This window comes from Citrobacter sp. S55_ASV_140, from assembly GCF_018919505.1.
Classification (GTDB): Bacteria; Pseudomonadota; Gammaproteobacteria; order Enterobacterales; family Enterobacteriaceae; genus Citrobacter; species Citrobacter werkmanii.
This window is the reverse complement of sequence record NZ_JAHLQZ010000086.1, coordinates 1-16,975: the sequence shown is the minus strand read 5'-3', so window position 1 is coordinate 16,975 and position 16,975 is coordinate 1. Positions and strand designations below refer to the sequence as shown.

The following is a 16,975-nucleotide window of genomic DNA, read 5'->3' as shown; positions in this document are numbered from 1 at the left end:
CAGAAGTGAAACGCCGTAGCGCCGATGGTAGTGTGGGGTCTCCCCATGCGAGAGTAGGGAACTGCCAGGCATCAAATTTAGTGTGCTGATATGGCTCAGTTGGTAGAGCGCACCCTTGGTAAGGGTGAGGTCCCCAGTTCGACTCTGGGTATCAGCACCAGTTTTTCGGTTAAAGTTCGGCACTTAGAAAAGAATTTGTCTGGCGGCTGTAGCGCGGTGGTCCCACCTGACCCCATGCCGAACTCAGAAGTGAAACGCCGTAGCGCCGATGGTAGTGTGGGGTCTCCCCATGCGAGAGTAGGGAACTGCCAGACATCAAATAAGTGAAAAGGCCATCCGAAAGGATGGCCTTTTTGCGTTATGTTTCTTGCTAACCCGTAGGCCCGGTAAGCGCAGGCCACCGGGCAAAACAGAAGATTAATGAATCACCTGCGACAGGAATGCCCGCGTACGTTCTGACCTGGGATTGGCAAAAAACTCATCCGGTGGCGCCTGCTCTACAATCTCGCCAAGATCCATAAAGATCACCCGGTCGGCCACTGTGCGGGCAAATCCCATTTCATGGGTAACGCACAGCATAGTCATACCCGATTGCGCCAGACCGATCATGGTATCAAGCACCTCTTTCACCATTTCAGGATCCAGCGCTGATGTGGGTTCATCAAACAACATAATTTTAGGTTTCATACATAAAGAACGTGCAATGGCCACACGCTGCTGTTGCCCGCCAGAGATTTGCCCTGGATATTTATGCGCATGTTCAGCAATGCGAACTCGCTCAAGGTAGTGCATTGCCAACACTTCAGCCTCTTTTTTCGGCATCTTTTGCACCCAGACTGGCGCCAGCGTACAGTTTTGCAGGACCGTCAAATGAGGAAAGAGATTGAAGTGTTGAAAGACCATGCCAACTTCCTGCCTGACGCGCTCAATATTGCGAATGTCCTCATTGAGTTCAATCCCATCCACCACAATACGTCCTTGCTGATGCTCTTCCAGATGGTTAATACAACGGATAGTTGTCGATTTACCCGAGCCGGAAGGACCGCATAAGACGATACGCTCTCCTTGTTTTACCTGCAGATTGATGTTTTTCAAAACGTGGAACTGTCCGTACCATTTGTTGACGTTTTCCAGCGTAATCATCGCGTCGGTAGACTGCCTTAATAATTGGTTCATAAATTCCTCAGTGCGGTGTACGCCCGGTATTAAAACGTTTTTCCAGATGTTGGCTGTAACGCGACATACTGAAACAAAAGATCCAGTAAATCAGTGCGGCAAAAACATATCCTTCCGTCGACATACCCAGCCATGCAGGATCCACGGTTGCTTGCTGCACGCTGCTAAAGAGATCAAACAGGCCGATGATGATGACCAGACTGGTATCCTTGAACAGGGCAATAATCGTATTAACCAAACCAGGAATAACCAGCTTGAGGGCTTGGGGAAGAATGACCAACCCTTGGGTTTTCCAGTACCCCAGAGCCAGTGATTCAGCCGCTTCATACTGACCTTTTGGCAAGGCCTGTAATCCCCCACGAACCACCTCTGCAACATAGGCTGACTGGAAAAGAATGACACCGACCAGTGCCCGGATAAGCTTGTCGATACTGGTCCCCTCAGACATAAACAGAGGCAGCATGACAGAAGACATAAACAGGACGGTGATCAACGGTACGCCGCGCCAGAACTCAATAAAAATCACGGATAAAATCCGCACGACGGGCATATGGGAACGACGCCCCAATGCCAGTAGAATCCCCCACGGGAGCGCACCCGCAATACCGACGGATGCGATGATAAGCGTCAGCGTTAACCCGCCCCACTGCCGGGTTTCTACTCGCTCAAGCCCGAAAAAACCACCGTACATCAGCCACCAGACCACCAAAGGATAAACGACTGCCCAAACGGCGATATAACGACCACGGTGGGGAATGGTTTTCCAGAACATGGGAACGATTGAGACCAGGCCAATCAGCAGGGCCAGATTAATGCGCCAGCGCTGATCGTGTGGGTAAAGTCCATACATGAATTGTCCGAAGCGTTCATGAATGAACACCCAGCAGGCCCCCGCTTTGGTACAGTCAGCTCGGGTAGAGCCTACCCAGTTGGCCTGAAAAAATACCCAGTTCAACAGCGGTGGAAGGAAGGACCAAATTAGCCACACGCATAGCAGCGTGAGCAGGCTATTTGACCAACTGGAGAACAGGTTTTTGCGAACCCAGAACAGACAGCGGCTTGCCGGGTTACTGCTCTGGCGCGAGGGGTGAGACAGTAGTGCTTTTGTCATCATGGCTCCTTAGCGCTCGATCAGTGCGATACGACGGTTATAAATATTCATCAGTAGAGAAATGCTCAGGCTGATGATCAGGTACACCGACATCGTGATGGCAATAGTTTCAATGGCTTGTCCCGTTTGATTGAGTACCGTGCCGGCAAACAGGGAAACCATATCCGGGTAGCCAATGGCGGCAGCGAGCGATGAATTTTTAACGATATTCAGGTACTGACTGGTTAGTGGAGGAATGATGACGCGCAGCGCCTGCGGGATGATGACCTGGCGGAGCGTCACCGGATTTGGCAAACCCAGAGAGCGTGCTGCCTCATGTTGGCCATAAGGAACAGCCTGAATTCCTGCCCGAATAATTTCTGCAATAAACGCTGAGGTATACACTGAAAGCGCCAGCGTCAGAGCCGCCAGTTCAGGTATAAGCACCATGCCGCCACGAAAGTTAAAACCGCGTAGTTCAGGGATATCCCAGTGAAGTGCCGCGCCAAAAAACCATTGTGAAATCATTGGTAAGAGCACGATCAACGCCAGAGCTGTGGGCCAGGTACGGCGTAACTGACCGGTTTTGATCTGGTGCATTCTGTTGAAACGGAATAGTCCGAAGGTGACAACGACGGCAATAAGGACCGCGGTACAAAAGGCAAAAAGACCTTCTCCCATTTGCGGCGCCGGAATATACAGCCCCCGGTTGCTCAGAAACATTAAATCCAGCGCGTTAACCGCCTGACGTGGGCCGGGCAGGTTACGTAATACGGCAAAATACCAAAAGAAGATCTGCAATAGCGGTGGGATATTGCGGAACGTTTCGATATAGACCGTGGAGAGCTTTCGCAATAACCAGTTATCTGACAGGCGTGCCAGCCCGAGAAAGAAACCGAGAAATGAAGCGAAGACGATACATAGTGCGGAAACTAACAGCGTATTAAGCAGACCGACCAGGAACACGCGGCCATAGGTATCGCCTTGCTCGTAATCAATCAGATGCTGGACGATACCAAATCCGGCGCTGCGATCGAGAAAAGAAAATCCCGAGGTAATACCGCGACTGCTCAGGTTATTAATCGTGTTATGAATGAGATAGACCGCAATGCTAATGACCGCAATGACGGCGAGTATTTGGAATAACCAGGCGCGGACCGCAGGGTTAGAAAAGGATAGCGATCCTTTTACGGTTGAGCGGCGATGAAGCATAAGAAAACCTCGGTAACAATGACTCTGGGCTGAGCGCCGCAACTGCGGCGCCCGTTACATCACGTTGCATTAGCGCACCGGTGGCGCATATTGAATGCCACCGTTGTTCCAGAGGTTGTTCTGTCCACGTTTGATCTTCAATGGACTTTCCGATCCAACGTTACGTTCAAAGATCTCCGAGTAGTTACCTACTTGCTTAATAATGTTATAAGCCCATTTGTTATCAAGCTTCAGATCCTTACCATAATCCCCTTCTTTACCTAACAGATGCGCCATATCCGGCGTTGCAGGATTAGCCGCTTTTTCGTCAACGTTTTTCGAGTTAACACCCATCTCTTCCGCATTCAGCATGGCGAACAGCGTCCAGCGAACAATGGAGAACCATTCATCGTCGCCACGACGTACAACCGGACCTAAGGGTTCTTTAGAAATAACTTCTGGCAGGACAATCCATTCTGCAGGATTGCTCAGCTTGATTCGCAGGGCGTACAACTGCGACTGGTCGGAGGCCAGCGTATCGCAACGTCCTGATTCCAGTGCCTTAGCCGATTCATCCGAGCGGTCAAAAGTGACAGGGGTGTACTTCATATTGTTGGCTTTAAAGTAGTCAGCCACGTTCAGTTCGGTATCGGTTCCTGCCTGAATACACACCGTTGCGCCATCCAGTTCTTTGGCGCTTTTCAGGCCGGCTTTATTGTGGGTAAGAAAACCAATGCCATCGTAATAGGTTACGCCAGTGAAAGACATGCCCATACCTGCATCACGAGAGGAGGTCCATGTGGTATTACGCGAGAGCATGTCGACTTCGCCAGACTGTAACGCGGTAAAACGTTCCTTGGCGGTGAGTGGGGTATATTTTACTTTGGTATCATCACCAAATACGGCGGAGGCAACGCCTCGGCATACGTCGACATCAATACCTGAAAACTTACCGTTCGCATCGGCGTAAGAGAAGCCAGGCAACCCGTCACTGATCCCGCATTGCACAAACCCTTTTTTCTTTACGGCATCAAGTGTTGCGCCGGCATGCGCCTGATTTGCGATCGCAAGGAGCACGCCGGCCGCAGCCAGGCTGGCTATTATCATCTTTTTCATAGAGCATCCTGTGTGGAGGAATTATTGTTATGAAAACGTTCTGAAAACGTCTTTTACCGGTCTGTGGCTTTGGCCATACTCTTTTAAGCAAAGGTAGTGCCAGGTTTTTGCGCACGATTATTCGGCGCAATATGCAGAGTGTAGACAGGAAAAAATAAATGCAGCGCCCTGAAGTGGTGCAAAATTGAAACGTAAGCCACATTTCAGCGCAAAAATTTTAAAATCAGACAGGACGCGTGATAACGATTTCGGACGTTAATATTGATCGCGTGAGAATAATGAAAAGAAAACGCGGTGTAACAAAGAACAGGAAAAATGCTAATTTCAAGTCGTGGATATGTGAGGGATATCTATAATAATTTTATTATTCAGTAAGAGCTATAAACCAACGTTTTGTCTTATATGTGAATTTTATTTTTTTGCTAAAAGCGCGGTAACCACCGCGCCTTTAAAACCTTTAAGAAGAGTTATTTGGTCAGGGCAACTATCCCAAGCGTCAATCCGGCAACGGCGGCTGCGCCACCGGCGATGGCACCGGCTGTTTCCCAGTTATCCTGCGTGGTGCCTTTCATACAGGTATTGGTATGAACCAGGCGTCCCTGATCGTCGTATACAGGTACGCAGGGAGAATCGTGTGCACAACCGGCAAGAAACGCGGTAAGCAATGCAACGGATATTAATCTTTTCATGATGTTACCTCAAAAATAAGCGTTTCGCTAATTGAGCAAAGACAAACGCTAAGCCATCTGCGAACTCGGTCATTATTTTACCACTTCTTAAAAAAAGACTGACAGGAGGAATAATCTCAATTCATGTGGATTGTAAAAATAATGGATAAAAAGAAAGGTTGCGGGTGGGTTTGAAGGAACGACTTAAATGAAATAAATGGCTATCTTATTAATAAACAAAGAGAGAGTGTACTGATGAAAAAGGCGTCCGTAGACGCCTTTATTTTACAAATTAATCAGTGTGCCGACTAAAACGCCGTCTGACGACAACAAAGAAGACGGGAACAAAGAAGATCGCCAACAATGTTGCGGTTAGCATTCCCCCCATTACACCTGTACCAACCGCATTCTGCGCACCGCTACCCGCACCGTGGCTGATAACCAGAGGCATAACCCCCAAAATGAAGGCCAGAGAGGTCATCAGGATAGGGCGAAGACGCATGCGGGATGCCTCCAACGTCGCTTCGATCAGTCCTTTGCCCTCTTTATCCATCAGGTCTTTGGCAAACTCGACGATCAAGATGGCGTTTTTAGCCGAGAGACCGATAGTGGTTAGCAACCCAACCTGGAAATACACGTCGTTATTCATCCCACGTAGCGATGCTGCTAACAGTGCGCCAACCACGCCAAGCGGTACAACCAGCATCACCGAGAACGGAATTGACCAACTCTCATACAAAGCGGCAAGGCAAAGGAAGACAACGATGAGCGAGATGGCATACAGCGCAGGCGCCTGGTTCCCCGAGAGTCGTTCCTGATAGGACATACCTGTCCAGTCATGGCCGATACCGTTAGGCAGTTTCTCAGCCAGACTTTCCATCAGCGCCATCGCTTCACCGGTGCTTCGGCCTGGGGCCGCTTCCCCTAACAGTTCCATTGAAGGCATGCCGTTGTAACGTTCCAGACGTGGTGATCCGTAGATCCAATGTGCGGAACTGAACGTGGAGAACGGTACCATTTCGCCATTGGCGCTACGAACATACAGATTATTGATGTCTTCCGGCAACATACGGAATTTGGCATCGGCCTGTACGTACACTTTTTTCACGCGGCCACGGTCTATGAAGTCATTGACGTAATAGCCACCCAGCGCAGCGGAGATGGTTTCATTAATATCGGACAGCGAGACACCAAGGGCCTGGGCTTTTTCCTGATCAACATCCAGTTTGAACTGCGCGGTATCCTCGAGACCATTTGGACGCACGCGAACCAACAGGTCAGGATGTTTAGCAACCATGCCCAAAAGTTGGTTACGTGCTTGCGTTAACGCGGTATGTCCCAGCCCGCCCTGGTCAATCAGTTCGAAGTCGAAGCCGGTTGCGGTACCCAGTTCAACAATGGCTGGCATGTTGAAAGGGAACACTAAGCCATCACGAATCTGGCTAAACGCGCGGGTTGCTCTGGCGATAATCGATTCAACGTTATTCTCGTCGCCACTGCGTTCTTCCCAGGGCTTGAGGCTGACAAACGCCATCCCTGAGTTTTGCCCCTGTCCGCTGAAGCTAAAGCCGTTAACCGTAAAGACGCTTTCGACGTTGGCTTTCTCGTTATTCAGGTAGTAGTGGGTAACTTGATCCAGCACTTTCTGGGTTCGCTCTTGCGTTGCGCCGGCCGGAAGCTGAATCATCGTCAGGAATACGCCCTGATCTTCTTCTGGCAAGAAGGAGGTTGGAAGGCGCATAAACAACACCGCCATCCCAATCACGATAACCAGGTAGACGACCAGGTAACGCCCGGTTTTACGCACAATACCGCTGACGCTATTGGTGTAATGGTTGACGCTGTGATCGAATTTGGCATTAAACCAGCCAAAGAAACCGCTTTTATTCTCGTGATGTTCAGCCGATACCGGCTTCAACAGCGTTGCACAAAGCGCGGGAGTCAGGATCAGCGCTACCAGCACTGAAAGCGCCATTGCAGAAACGATGGTGATAGAGAACTGCCGATAGATAGCCCCGGTTGAGCCGCCAAAGAAGGCCATCGGGATAAATACCGCAGACAGCACCATGGCGATACCGACCAGCGCGCCCTGAATTTGTGACATGGATTTTTCTGTCGCCTCTTTGGGCGGCAGATTATCTTCCATCATCACACGTTCCACGTTTTCCACCACCACTATCGCATCATCAACCAATAGGCCGATGGCGAGTACCATGCCGAACATCGTCAGCGTGTTTATGGAGTAGCCAAACGCGGCAAGCACGGCAAATGTGCCCAACAATACAACAGGCACGGCAATGGTTGGAATGAGCGTAGCCCGGATGTTTTGCAGGAACAAATACATCACGAGGAATACCAGTATGATTGCTTCAAACAGCGTTTTCACGACCTCATGAATGGAGATAGTGACGAACGGCGTGGTGTCATACGGGTAGACCACCTTCATTCCCTGCGGGAAGAACGGTTGCAGTTCAACCAGCTTGGCTTTGATAGCGTTAGCGGTATCCAGCGCGTTTGCGCCGGTTGCCAGTTTGATCCCGAGACCGGAGGCTGGTTTACCGTTAATACGCGCGACCACGTTGTAGTTCTCACCACCCAACTCAATACGCGCGACATCCTTCAGGTGAACAACCGAACCATCGCTGTTGACGCGTAACGTGACCTTCCCGAATTCTTCAGGATCTTTCAGGCGCGTCTGCGCGATGATTGAGGCGTTAAGCTGCTGATTAGGCAACGCAGGCGTACCGCCCAACTGACCGGCGGCAATCTGATCGTTCTGCACCTGCAACTGATTGATCACATCAACCGGTGTGAGCTGGTACTTATTCAACAAGTTTGCATCCAGCCAGATGCGCATAGCGTACTGCGCACCAAACAGCTGCACGTCACCCACACCATTCAGACGGCTGATTGAATCTTTAACGTTCGAGGCGACGTAGTCGGAAATGTCATCCTGCGTGGTTTGTGGGTTGTCAGAAACGAAACCCGCGACCATCAAAAAGCTGCTACTTGATTTCTCGACGCTGATCCCCTGCTGCTGAACTTCTTGCGGCAGTAAGGGGGTGGCGAGCTGCAGCTTGTTTTGCACCTGAACTTGCGCGATATCGGGGTCGGTACCGGACTGGAAGGTCAGCGTGATGGTCACACTCCCGGCAGAATCGCTGGTGGAGGACATATACATCAGGTTATCGATACCGTTCATATTCTGTTCGATAACCTGCGTGACGGTATCCTGCACCGTCTGCGCATCCGCACCTGGATAGGTGGCGGAAATCGATACGGCAGGGGGCGCGATGGTCGGGTACTGCGCCACGGGCAGTTGCATGATTGCCAGAGCGCCCGCCATCATCAGAATGATGGCCAGTACCCAAGCAAAGATAGGACGCCTGATAAAAAAGTTAGCCATATCCGGTTACCTTATTGGGCTTTCGTCGCAGGGGTTTCGGTATCGGCGGTTGCTTTAACCTGAACGCCAGGGCGTGCTTTCTGCAAGCCGCTCACGATAACTTTGTCACCGGGTTGCAGACCTTCGCTGATGAGCCATTTGTCACCAATAGCTTGAGCGGCGACAACTGTCCGCGCTTCAACCTGGCTCTTGTCGTTAACGACCATCACGGTGGCATCGCCGCGTGGCGTGCGCGTTACACCCTGCTGCGGAACAAGAATGGCATTCGGTTGGACGCCTTCATCAATGCGCGCGCGCACAAACATGCCTGGCAGCAGCGTGTGCTGTGGGTTAGGGAATACGGCTCTGAGAGTGATTGATCCGGTGCTTTCATCAACCGTCACATCAGAAAATTGCAATGAGCCTTTCAGCGGATATGCCTGACCATTTTCCATCACCAGTTCGACGGTACTGCTGGCGCTGTCTTTATGCAGACTACCTTGTTCAATAGACTGCTTGAGGCGCATAAAGTCGTTACTGGACTGCGTGACGTCGACATAGATAGGATCGAGCTGTTGCACGGTAGCAAGCTCAGTTGCCTGACCATTCGTGACCAATGCGCCTTCGGTGACGTTAGATTTACCGATACGTCCGCTAATGGGCGATGTCACTTTGGTGTAGGCCAGGTTGATACGTGCGCTTTCGACCGCCGCTTTTGCCGCGATTACGGAGGCATCAGCCTGGCGGGCATCAGCAATTGCCTGATCGTACTCTTGCTGGCTGATGTATTTAGTGCCAACCAGCGGCACATAACGTTTTACCGTTAAATGCGCGATAGCGGCGGCCGCTTCGCTCTTTGCCAGTTCGCCTTTGGCGCTGTCATAGTCAGCCTGGTAAGTCGCTGGATCGATCTGATAAAGCGATTGACCGGCTTCAACATCGCTCCCCTCGGTGAAATTCCGTTTAAGTACAATTCCGCTAACCTGAGGACGGACTTCTGCAATACGGAATGCTGTGGTGCGCCCGGGTAATTCGGTCGTCACGGCTAAAGGGGCCTTTTCGACGACATGGACAGTCACCTGCGGCTCTGCGGGATGTGCTTGTGTTTCTCCCTGATCGTTACAACCGGCGAGTAATGCAGCGGAGATGATGATGAATGAGGGCAGGAGTGAAAACCTGGCATTTTTCGTCATTTCTATTCCTTAAAAAACCGAACGCTCGTTATTAACCGGGTAACAGCGGAGGTGATAACGCGCACAAGAAAAATAATAGTTGGCTATCCTACAAATTATTAGCTTGCGATGTAAGCAATACTTATTTATGGGCGGGGTTGACGGCACATAAAAGCAAAAAAAGATTAATCAGCTACCGTTTCATTGTGATATTTATAGCAACACTATGATGCTGATAAATACATCTTGAAATGATCATCTGATTGGTGAATATATTAGTTTCTGTTATTTGTTTTATCTATTCGTGTGTAATGTCCGTAATTAAATACTTTAGCCCTCGTCTAAATAAACGCTAAGTGATACATTTGTTCCAGATAGAAAATATTAGATAAGAAAGTTAATCATTCTCTACTCCAATCCAGATAGTCGGAATCATGGCCAGAAAAACGAAAGCGGATGCCCTCAAAACGCGACAGCACCTGATGGAAACGGCGATTGTACAGTTTGCCGCACGTGGCGTAAGTAATACGACGCTAAACGACATAGCGGATGCCGCCAATGTGACGCGGGGTGCACTTTATTGGCATTTCGAAAATAAAACTCAATTGTTTAATGAGCTATGGTTACAACAACCTCCCTTACGCGATCTTATTCAGGACAAGCTTATTGGTCGTTGGGGGAATAACCCTTTACAGCGGTTGCGTGAAAAATTTGTGGTGGGATTACAATATATTGCGGAGAACCCTCGCCAGCAGGCATTAATGCAGATTTTATATCATAAATGCGAATTCCATAAAGATATGATATCAGAGCAGGCCATTCGCGATAAAATAGGTCTCAGCCACCAAAGCATTCGCGATTCTCTCCAACGGTGCGTAGATGAAAATTTGATTGCCACCAGTCTGGATTTAGACGTCATCATAATTATTTTGCATGGTAGCTTTAGCGGAATAATAAAAAACTGGCTAATGAATCCAGAGAGTTATGATCTTTATGGGCAAGCGCCAGCATTAGTTGATAATGTATTAAAAATGTTAAGTCCGGATGGCTGTGTAATGCAATTAATACAGAGTGAAAACCAGGTTGGGTAGTTTAGCCGCCAGGGCCTGACGGCTGTCGACGGTGCTAGTCGAGATCGGCGCAGTTGACCAGCTTTAGAGGATTCACTGAGTTCATATTCCGGCACTTGTCGTGCTCTGTCGTCATCAGTTCTATCCACTGGATGAGCAGCGCATCAAAAAGAAAAACGAAGACCGCAAAAACAACCAGCCACCAATACTTGCGAATCATTGCTAAATCCTGTGTATTCATGCCCAAGCGTGCAGGGAATATACACGAAATCAGTAAGCTGAAAAGCAGACTTACAATGCCTTTACTTTACCGAAAGAGCGCCACTGTTTGCCGTTAATCGGCTCTTTTTGGACAGGTTTTTTGTCTTACGTTTTTTCACTTTTGCAAGTTCAGTCTCTGAAAAATGAGAACCGATACTCAGTCTTCTGAGCCCCATTTTTACGTATTCAGCATTGATTTCAATACCGACAAATTTGCGACCTAATTCCACAGCGGTGGCGCCGGTTGTAAAGCTGCCGGCAAACGGATCGAGCACTTTGTCATCCGGGTTGGAGGAAGCCAGAATGATCCGTTCCAGGAGGGCTTTGGGTTTTTGGGTGGGGTGATTTTCGTATTCATCCATCAGATAGCGAACGCGGGGAAAATCCCAGACATTGCCAGGTACTTTTTTCTGATTGTAAGGCTGGGGCGGATTCTTTCTATAGTCTATTAGCGCACGTTTAGCGCCCGTTTTGGCTTCAACCAGAATATCATCACGATTAAACGTGTAGTTTTTCTGATCTTTCACCATCATCAGGATAGGTTCATACATCGAACCAAAGTAGTTTTTAGCCTGTACCCCTGAGCTATCATATGACCACACGATACGGCTTTTGATGGTAAAAAGCTGGCGACATTTGAGGTCGATGTACGGCATGTTCTCCGTACTGTTCATGATGTACATGCTACCGTGTGGTTTGAGAATACGATGGCACTCGTCGATACACTCAAACAGCCACGCCAGAAAGGTCTCTTCGTCCCAGGATTCCACCATCCCGTCAAAGTCTTTGCCGATGTTATAAGGTGGGTCGGCAAAAATGAGATCGATGCTTTCAGCGGGTAGCTTTTTTAGCTCGGTCAGCGCATCACCCAGGATTATCTTTTTAGATTCATCGCCAAAATAGACAGGTTCACCTCTTGCGTTCATCGCCAAAGCCTCCCGTGTGACATTAATAAAAAAGGCGCTTCCCCATGCCGAGTAGCGCCTTTTAAAACAAACATTTAACTGATTAGTATCAGTTCATGCCGTATTTTTTCAGTTTTTTACGCAGCGTACCACGGTTGATGCCCATCATCAGGGCAGCACGGGTCTGGTTGCCGCGGGTGTATTGCATCACCATGTCCAACAGGGGCTGTTCTACTTCAGCCAGTACCAGCTCATAGAGATCATTAACGTCTTGACCGTTCAATTGAGCAAAATAGTTCTTCAGTGCCTGTTTAACCGAGTCACGCAGGGGCTTTTGAGTTACCTGGTCCTGAGAGTTAACGGTAGAAACGGTCAGTACGTCAGAATTTACGCGTTGTTCGAACATAGTTCTGTCAGCTCTTTATTTCTGTTTACGCAAAATTTTCGAAGTATGCCTCCAACGCCGCCAGCTGTTCGCTGGAATCTTCAATGGCGTTGAATGTGCGCCGAAACTGGTCATCCGGAGCGTGTTCCTGGAGATACCAGGATACGTGTTTACGCGCAATTCGGTACCCTTTTGCATGACCATAAAAGTCGTGCAGTTCCCGAACATGCGCACAAAGCAAGCGCTTCACCTCTGCCAGTGGCAGCGGGGGCAGCAGCTCCCCAGTGTCCAGATAATGCTGGATTTCCCGAAAGATCCAGGGTCTTCCCTGAGCAGCACGGCCTATCATCAGGGCATCCGCCCCCGTATAGTCGAGTACAGCTCTGGCTTTAAGCGGGTCAGTAATGTCGCCATTCGCGATAATCGGAATGGAAACTTTCTGCTTAACTGCCCGAATACTGTCGTACTCAGCATCTCCATTGAACAAACAGGCGCGGGTGCGTCCATGAATGGTCAGAGCCTGAATGCCACAGTCTTCAGCCAGTTGGGCAATCTCTACGCAGTTACGGTGTTCCGGAGCCCAGCCGGTGCGAATCTTGAGTGTGACAGGAACGTCCACTGCATTGACGACCTCGGTTAGTATTGATTTCACTAAATCCGGGTACTGCAAGAGGGCTGAACCTGCGAGCTTGCGATTCACTTTTTTAGCCGGACACCCCATATTGATATCAATAATCTGGGCGCCGCTTTCCACGTTAATACGTGCGGCATCGGCCATCTCAACAGGATCGCTACCGGCAATTTGCACCGTGCGAATTCCTGGCTCGTCAACGTGCACCATCCGTAAACGAGACTTGTCGCTTTCCCAAACCTGCGGGTTAGAAGACATCATCTCGGATACCGTCAATCCAGCTCCCATCTCGTAGCACAGCGTCCTGAATGGTCTGTCAGTGATGCCAGCCATAGGTGCTGCGATCAGGCGATTTCTGAGCTGGTGTTGTCCGATGCGCATGAGTTAAGAAATGACCATACTGTGACTGCAAGGCGGCGTATATTACGCATTTTTCGCACGAGATGAAAGGCCAAACTTTGACCAATCCACTGAGGTGGATCAATGAATTGCCGTAAATATGAACTCATGAAAATATTTAATCATATAAATCATAGTATTACAAAAATGTGTCGATTTTATATACGCATATAATTTTGCGTAACTTCTCATTTTTTCTTCAATTACAGAAGGTACTGACAAGATATTCTGCTGAATTAATCAGCAAATTACCTCGCTATTGTGTGATCGTTACCTCATTTTAGTACAGGATCTCGGTGCCACCTGAATTGCTGTCCGTAATCGTGCGTTCATTCAGCGGCTGCGGTGGACGATTGTTCGCTGGCCCAACAATGTAGTGAAATTTATCCAACTGTTCGGCGGAAAGGGCCACAGGCTTTTTCAGGACAACCCAGGTGACGCCTTCAGTACAGGGAGGCGTTGTTATCGAGCCACTGTAGAGCCAGTAGGTCTTATTGTCGGGTAGAAGCTGGTTGATATCGACGGGCGAAAAAATGGGCATGCTGTTGCCCTCCATGGTGGGAAAGGACTCCCACAGGTTTTGAATCGCCTGGTTAGGCTCACCAATGTCAAACATGACCGCCACAATGGCGATATCACCATGTTGGTTTTCGTGGGTCAACTGCAGCTCCAGTGGATAGATTTTACCGTTGAGGGTATGTTCGCCTGGAGCGTGAAAATCAAAATGTTTTAAATAATAGAGCTTTTCTTCAATTTCAATGAAATTAGGGGGGTAGGAGCTCATTGTTGCCTGCAGCGTATGGTTAATGCTGCGAAATCTTGTCGGGCCATCAATGTATTGTAAATTGAGCGCGGGCAGGCCGAGTTTGCTGGTTGTCGTGGTCTGGATATCAACGGGTGACTGGTTGATACCCGTCTGACACGTTGCATACTCTTTGCTTATTTTGCCCCACTGCGCAGGGCTGGTTTCTCCGGTATAGCCCCATGGCACGGCCAGCGTCTTCAGGGGCATTAAGCATGCTGCCAGTAAAATTGTTGTAAAACGATTGAAGTGCATGCGTTTACTTAACAAAAAATATAAAAATCAATTAGTTATTATATCGTTGGGTAAAGTATCAGTATGCTGGTCTGTTGTCTGAAAATGGCGTGGTCGGATAACCACGCCGGAAGGGATTATTTTTTCTGTCCGGTAATGCGACACCACTCTTCTTTCTCGATAACCGGATCGAGCGTAAAGAGGTCGGCATAGGCTTCACAGACGCTTTCCGCCTGGCTGGCAAGAATACCAGAAAGCCCCAGCAAACCGCCCTCAACGGGCAGCACGCTGATTAAAGGTGCGAGTTCACGTAATGGGCCAGCAAGGATGTTGGCGACCACCACATCGGCTTTCATCGACTCTGGCTGGTCTTTAGGCAGATAAAGTTCCAGACGCTCAGAAACGCCATTACGTTGGGCGTTATCACGGCTGGCCTGAATCGCTTGCGGATCGATATCTACACCAATCGCTTTCGCTGCACCCAGCTTCAGTGCCGCAATGGCAAGGATGCCGGATCCGCAGCCAAAGTCGATAACCGTTTTACCGTTAAGATCGAGACCGTCCAGCCATTGCAGGCACAGAGAGGTGGTTGGGTGAGTACCGGTACCAAATGCCAGACCCGGGTCGAGCATCACGTTGACGGCGTTCTCATCCGGGACATCGCGCCAGCTTGGGCAAATCCACAGACGTTCGCCAAAGCGCATCGGGTGGAAGTTGTCCATCCATTCGCGTTCCCAGTCTTTGTCTTCGAGCTGTTCGATTTTATGCGCGAAGCCTGTACCCAGTAGTGGGTGCTGCTCCAGAATCGCAACGACTTCTTTCATGTCGGTTTCTGCATCGAACAAGCCGATAACGTCGGTATCGCCCCACAGGCGAGTCTCGCCCGGCAGAGGTTCAAATACCGGCGTATCATGCGTATCCTGGAAAGTAATGGAAACGGAGCCCGCTTCCATCAGCGCATCGCTCAACTCTTCAGCGTTTGCACCGGTCGTGTTCAGTTTCAGTTGAATCCATGGCATAGCAAAACTCTTTATTTATCAGTAGTCAATATGGCGACTTGCGGAACGGCGGAACCGAAACGGTTGCCGATCAGGAAAGCCAGCAAACTTATCAGTAACGAGGGCACAATCGGATGAAAGCCCAGGTACTGAATGTTAAAAGTAGCGAGTACGGCATAAAGTACGCCGCCGACAATCATTGCGCTCAGTGCGCCTGCCGCGTTTGCCCGCTCCCAGTAAAGGCCCAGCACCAGCGGCCATAGGAAGACGGCTTCCAACCCGCCAAACGCCAGCAGGTTAAGCCAGATAATCATCTCTGGCGGCTTCCAGGCGGCCAGCAGCAGTAACGCGCCCAGCAGCAGAGTGATCACTGCCGACATGCGTTTCAGCCGTGTTTCATTTTGCAGTTGTTCCGGGCGAAGGTTCAGATAGAGATCTTTAATGATCGTAGCGGAACTTTGCAGCAATTGGGCATTGATCGTCGACATGATCGCGGCCATGGGCGCGGCGAGGAAGATCCCGGCTGCTACCGGCGGCAAGACTTTTACCATTAGCGTGGGAATAACCAGATCCGGTACCGTCAGGTCAGGGATCACCGCCCGGCCCAACGCGCCGGCCAGATGCATACCAAACATCAGGACAGCCACCACGATGGTGCCAATGATAATTCCACGGTGTACCGCTTTGCTGTCCTTATAGGAGATGCAGCGCACCGCCGTATGCGGCAGGCCAATCACGCCAAAGCACACCAGCACCCAGAATGAAGTCATAAACGTGGGGGACAGAATGTCATCAGCGCCCTGCGGCGAGACCAGTTTAGGATCGATGGTTTGCAGAGTGACTACCGCATTGCTGAGACCACCAGCGGCATGGACGACACCGACCAGCAGTACGATAGTCCCAATCAGCATCACCATGCCCTGCATCGTGTCGTTCAACACGCTGGCGCGAAATCCGCCGAACGCTGTGTATAACGCGATACTGACGCCAAAAATCAGCAGGCCGGTTTCGTAAGGGATACCCGCTGCGGTTTCCAGCAAACGTGCGCCGCCAATAAACTGTACGGTCATTGCACCGACAAACGCGACCAGCAGGCTGAGGCTCGCCAGCCACACCAGCAGGCGGCTTTGGTAGCGGGCAAACAGCATATCGTTGAGGGTAACCGCATTATAACGGCGTGCCAGAATGGCGAATTTTTTGCCGAGAATACCCAACGACAACCAGACGGCGGGTAGTTGGATCATCGCTAACAAAACCCATCCCAGCCCGTATTTATAAGCAGCACCTGGGCCGCCGATAAACGAGCTGGCGCTAATGTAGGTTGCCGTTAGCGTCATGGCTAACACGACCCCGCCCATAGAGCGGCTGCCGAGGAAATACTCATTCAGGAAGGTGCCGGTCGACCTTTTGCGCATGGCGTAAACAGAGAGACCGAAAACCACCAGAAGATAGGCGACCAGCGGCAAAATAACTTCAAGCTGCATCATCATCC

Annotated in this window: 15 protein-coding genes, 1 tRNA gene and 1 rRNA gene; 3 read left to right on the top strand and 14 right to left on the bottom strand. The window is 50.0% G+C overall.

The features are described from left to right. Positions 1–84: 84 nt before the first annotated feature. Both KQJ18_RS14000 and rrf read left to right on the top strand, forming a co-directional pair. A tRNA-Thr gene (locus KQJ18_RS14000) sits at positions 85–160 on the top strand. Between the two features lie 38 nt (positions 161–198). Beyond that, a 5S ribosomal RNA gene (rrf, locus tag KQJ18_RS13995) occupies positions 199–314 on the top strand. 103 nt (positions 315–417) lie between these two features. On the opposite strand, the gene KQJ18_RS13990 is transcribed toward rrf, so the two are convergent. From KQJ18_RS13990 to KQJ18_RS13960, 7 genes are all read right to left on the bottom strand, one after another. Continuing rightward, complete coding sequence (locus KQJ18_RS13990) at positions 418–1,176, bottom strand: amino acid ABC transporter ATP-binding protein (protein ID WP_069325452.1); 759 nt, start codon at positions 1,174–1,176, stop codon at positions 418–420. Positions 1,177–1,183: 7 nt separating this feature from the next. Then, positions 1,184–2,287: an amino acid ABC transporter permease gene (locus KQJ18_RS13985; protein ID WP_038634420.1), complete on the bottom strand. Its 1,104-nt coding sequence runs from the start codon at positions 2,285–2,287 to the stop codon at positions 1,184–1,186. A gap of 9 nt (positions 2,288–2,296) precedes the next feature. Then, entirely contained in the window at positions 2,297–3,478 is a 1,182-nt protein-coding gene (locus KQJ18_RS13980) for an amino acid ABC transporter permease (RefSeq protein WP_085048616.1), read from the bottom strand. Between the two features lie 69 nt (positions 3,479–3,547). Then, positions 3,548–4,573: an amino acid ABC transporter substrate-binding protein gene (locus KQJ18_RS13975; protein WP_087856913.1), complete on the bottom strand. Its 1,026-nt coding sequence runs from the start codon at positions 4,571–4,573 to the stop codon at positions 3,548–3,550. Between the two features lie 467 nt (positions 4,574–5,040). After that, on the bottom strand, positions 5,041–5,262 hold the full coding sequence (locus KQJ18_RS13970) for a lipoprotein (RefSeq protein WP_003025292.1): 222 nt from the start codon (positions 5,260–5,262) through the stop codon (positions 5,041–5,043). 271 nt (positions 5,263–5,533) lie between these two features. Continuing rightward, on the bottom strand, positions 5,534–8,647 hold the full coding sequence (locus KQJ18_RS13965) for an efflux RND transporter permease subunit (protein ID WP_085048617.1): 3,114 nt from the start codon (positions 8,645–8,647) through the stop codon (positions 5,534–5,536). Positions 8,648–8,658: 11 nt separating this feature from the next. After that, entirely contained in the window at positions 8,659–9,819 is a 1,161-nt protein-coding gene (locus tag KQJ18_RS13960) for an efflux RND transporter periplasmic adaptor subunit (RefSeq protein WP_085048618.1), read from the bottom strand. 413 nt (positions 9,820–10,232) lie between these two features. Here KQJ18_RS13960 and envR point away from each other — a divergent pair, with 413 nt between their 5' ends. Then, on the top strand, positions 10,233–10,889 hold the full coding sequence (gene envR, locus KQJ18_RS13955; RefSeq protein ID WP_216422136.1) for an acrEF/envCD operon transcriptional regulator: 657 nt from the start codon (positions 10,233–10,235) through the stop codon (positions 10,887–10,889). A gap of 34 nt (positions 10,890–10,923) precedes the next feature. Here the strand turns inward: envR and KQJ18_RS13950 are convergent, their stop codons facing one another. The 7 genes from KQJ18_RS13950 to panF form a co-directional block, all read right to left on the bottom strand. Continuing rightward, complete coding sequence (locus tag KQJ18_RS13950; protein ID WP_032940702.1) at positions 10,924–11,088, bottom strand: DUF2556 family protein; 165 nt, start codon at positions 11,086–11,088, stop codon at positions 10,924–10,926. 82 nt (positions 11,089–11,170) lie between these two features. After that, complete coding sequence (yhdJ, locus tag KQJ18_RS13945) at positions 11,171–12,055, bottom strand: adenine-specific DNA-methyltransferase (RefSeq protein ID WP_085048619.1); 885 nt, start codon at positions 12,053–12,055, stop codon at positions 11,171–11,173. 88 nt (positions 12,056–12,143) lie between these two features. Then, positions 12,144–12,440, bottom strand: coding sequence for a DNA-binding transcriptional regulator Fis (gene fis / locus KQJ18_RS13940; protein ID WP_000462905.1), 297 nt, complete (start codon positions 12,438–12,440; stop codon positions 12,144–12,146). 25 nt (positions 12,441–12,465) lie between these two features. After that, positions 12,466–13,431 (bottom strand): tRNA dihydrouridine synthase DusB, encoded by a 966-nt coding sequence (gene dusB / locus KQJ18_RS13935; RefSeq protein ID WP_038634395.1) that lies wholly within the window; start codon positions 13,429–13,431, stop codon positions 12,466–12,468. 298 nt (positions 13,432–13,729) lie between these two features. Beyond that, positions 13,730–14,461, bottom strand: coding sequence for a carbonic anhydrase family protein (locus KQJ18_RS13930; RefSeq protein ID WP_233623706.1), 732 nt, complete (start codon positions 14,459–14,461; stop codon positions 13,730–13,732). Between the two features lie 161 nt (positions 14,462–14,622). Continuing rightward, positions 14,623–15,504: a 50S ribosomal protein L11 methyltransferase gene (prmA, locus tag KQJ18_RS13925; RefSeq protein WP_216422134.1), complete on the bottom strand. Its 882-nt coding sequence runs from the start codon at positions 15,502–15,504 to the stop codon at positions 14,623–14,625. 11 nt (positions 15,505–15,515) lie between these two features. Then, positions 15,516–16,967 (bottom strand): sodium/pantothenate symporter, encoded by a 1,452-nt coding sequence (gene panF / locus KQJ18_RS13920; RefSeq protein WP_038634386.1) that lies wholly within the window; start codon positions 16,965–16,967, stop codon positions 15,516–15,518. Positions 16,968–16,975: the final 8 nt, after the last annotated feature.

Coding starts and splice junctions, on each gene's coding strand:
- KQJ18_RS13990 (WP_069325452.1), bottom strand. CDS start 1,176: ATGAACCAATTATTAAGGCAGTCTACCGACGCGATGATTACGCTGGAA.
- KQJ18_RS13985 (WP_038634420.1), bottom strand. CDS start 2,287: ATGACAAAAGCACTACTGTCTCACCCCTCGCGCCAGAGCAGTAACCCG.
- KQJ18_RS13980 (WP_085048616.1), bottom strand. CDS start 3,478: ATGCTTCATCGCCGCTCAACCGTAAAAGGATCGCTATCCTTTTCTAAC.
- KQJ18_RS13975 (WP_087856913.1), bottom strand. CDS start 4,573: ATGAAAAAGATGATAATAGCCAGCCTGGCTGCGGCCGGCGTGCTCCTT.
- KQJ18_RS13970 (WP_003025292.1), bottom strand. CDS start 5,262: ATGAAAAGATTAATATCCGTTGCATTGCTTACCGCGTTTCTTGCCGGT.
- KQJ18_RS13965 (WP_085048617.1), bottom strand. CDS start 8,647: ATGGCTAACTTTTTTATCAGGCGTCCTATCTTTGCTTGGGTACTGGCC.
- KQJ18_RS13960 (WP_085048618.1), bottom strand. CDS start 9,819: ATGACGAAAAATGCCAGGTTTTCACTCCTGCCCTCATTCATCATCATC.
- envR (WP_216422136.1), top strand. CDS start 10,233: ATGGCCAGAAAAACGAAAGCGGATGCCCTCAAAACGCGACAGCACCTG.
- KQJ18_RS13950 (WP_032940702.1), bottom strand. CDS start 11,088: ATGATTCGCAAGTATTGGTGGCTGGTTGTTTTTGCGGTCTTCGTTTTT.
- yhdJ (WP_085048619.1), bottom strand. CDS start 12,055: ATGAACGCAAGAGGTGAACCTGTCTATTTTGGCGATGAATCTAAAAAG.
- fis (WP_000462905.1), bottom strand. CDS start 12,440: ATGTTCGAACAACGCGTAAATTCTGACGTACTGACCGTTTCTACCGTT.
- dusB (WP_038634395.1), bottom strand. CDS start 13,431: ATGCGCATCGGACAACACCAGCTCAGAAATCGCCTGATCGCAGCACCT.
- KQJ18_RS13930 (WP_233623706.1), bottom strand. CDS start 14,461: ATGCCCCTGAAGACGCTGGCCGTGCCATGGGGCTATACCGGAGAAACC.
- prmA (WP_216422134.1), bottom strand. CDS start 15,504: ATGCCATGGATTCAACTGAAACTGAACACGACCGGTGCAAACGCTGAA.
- panF (WP_038634386.1), bottom strand. CDS start 16,967: ATGCAGCTTGAAGTTATTTTGCCGCTGGTCGCCTATCTTCTGGTGGTT.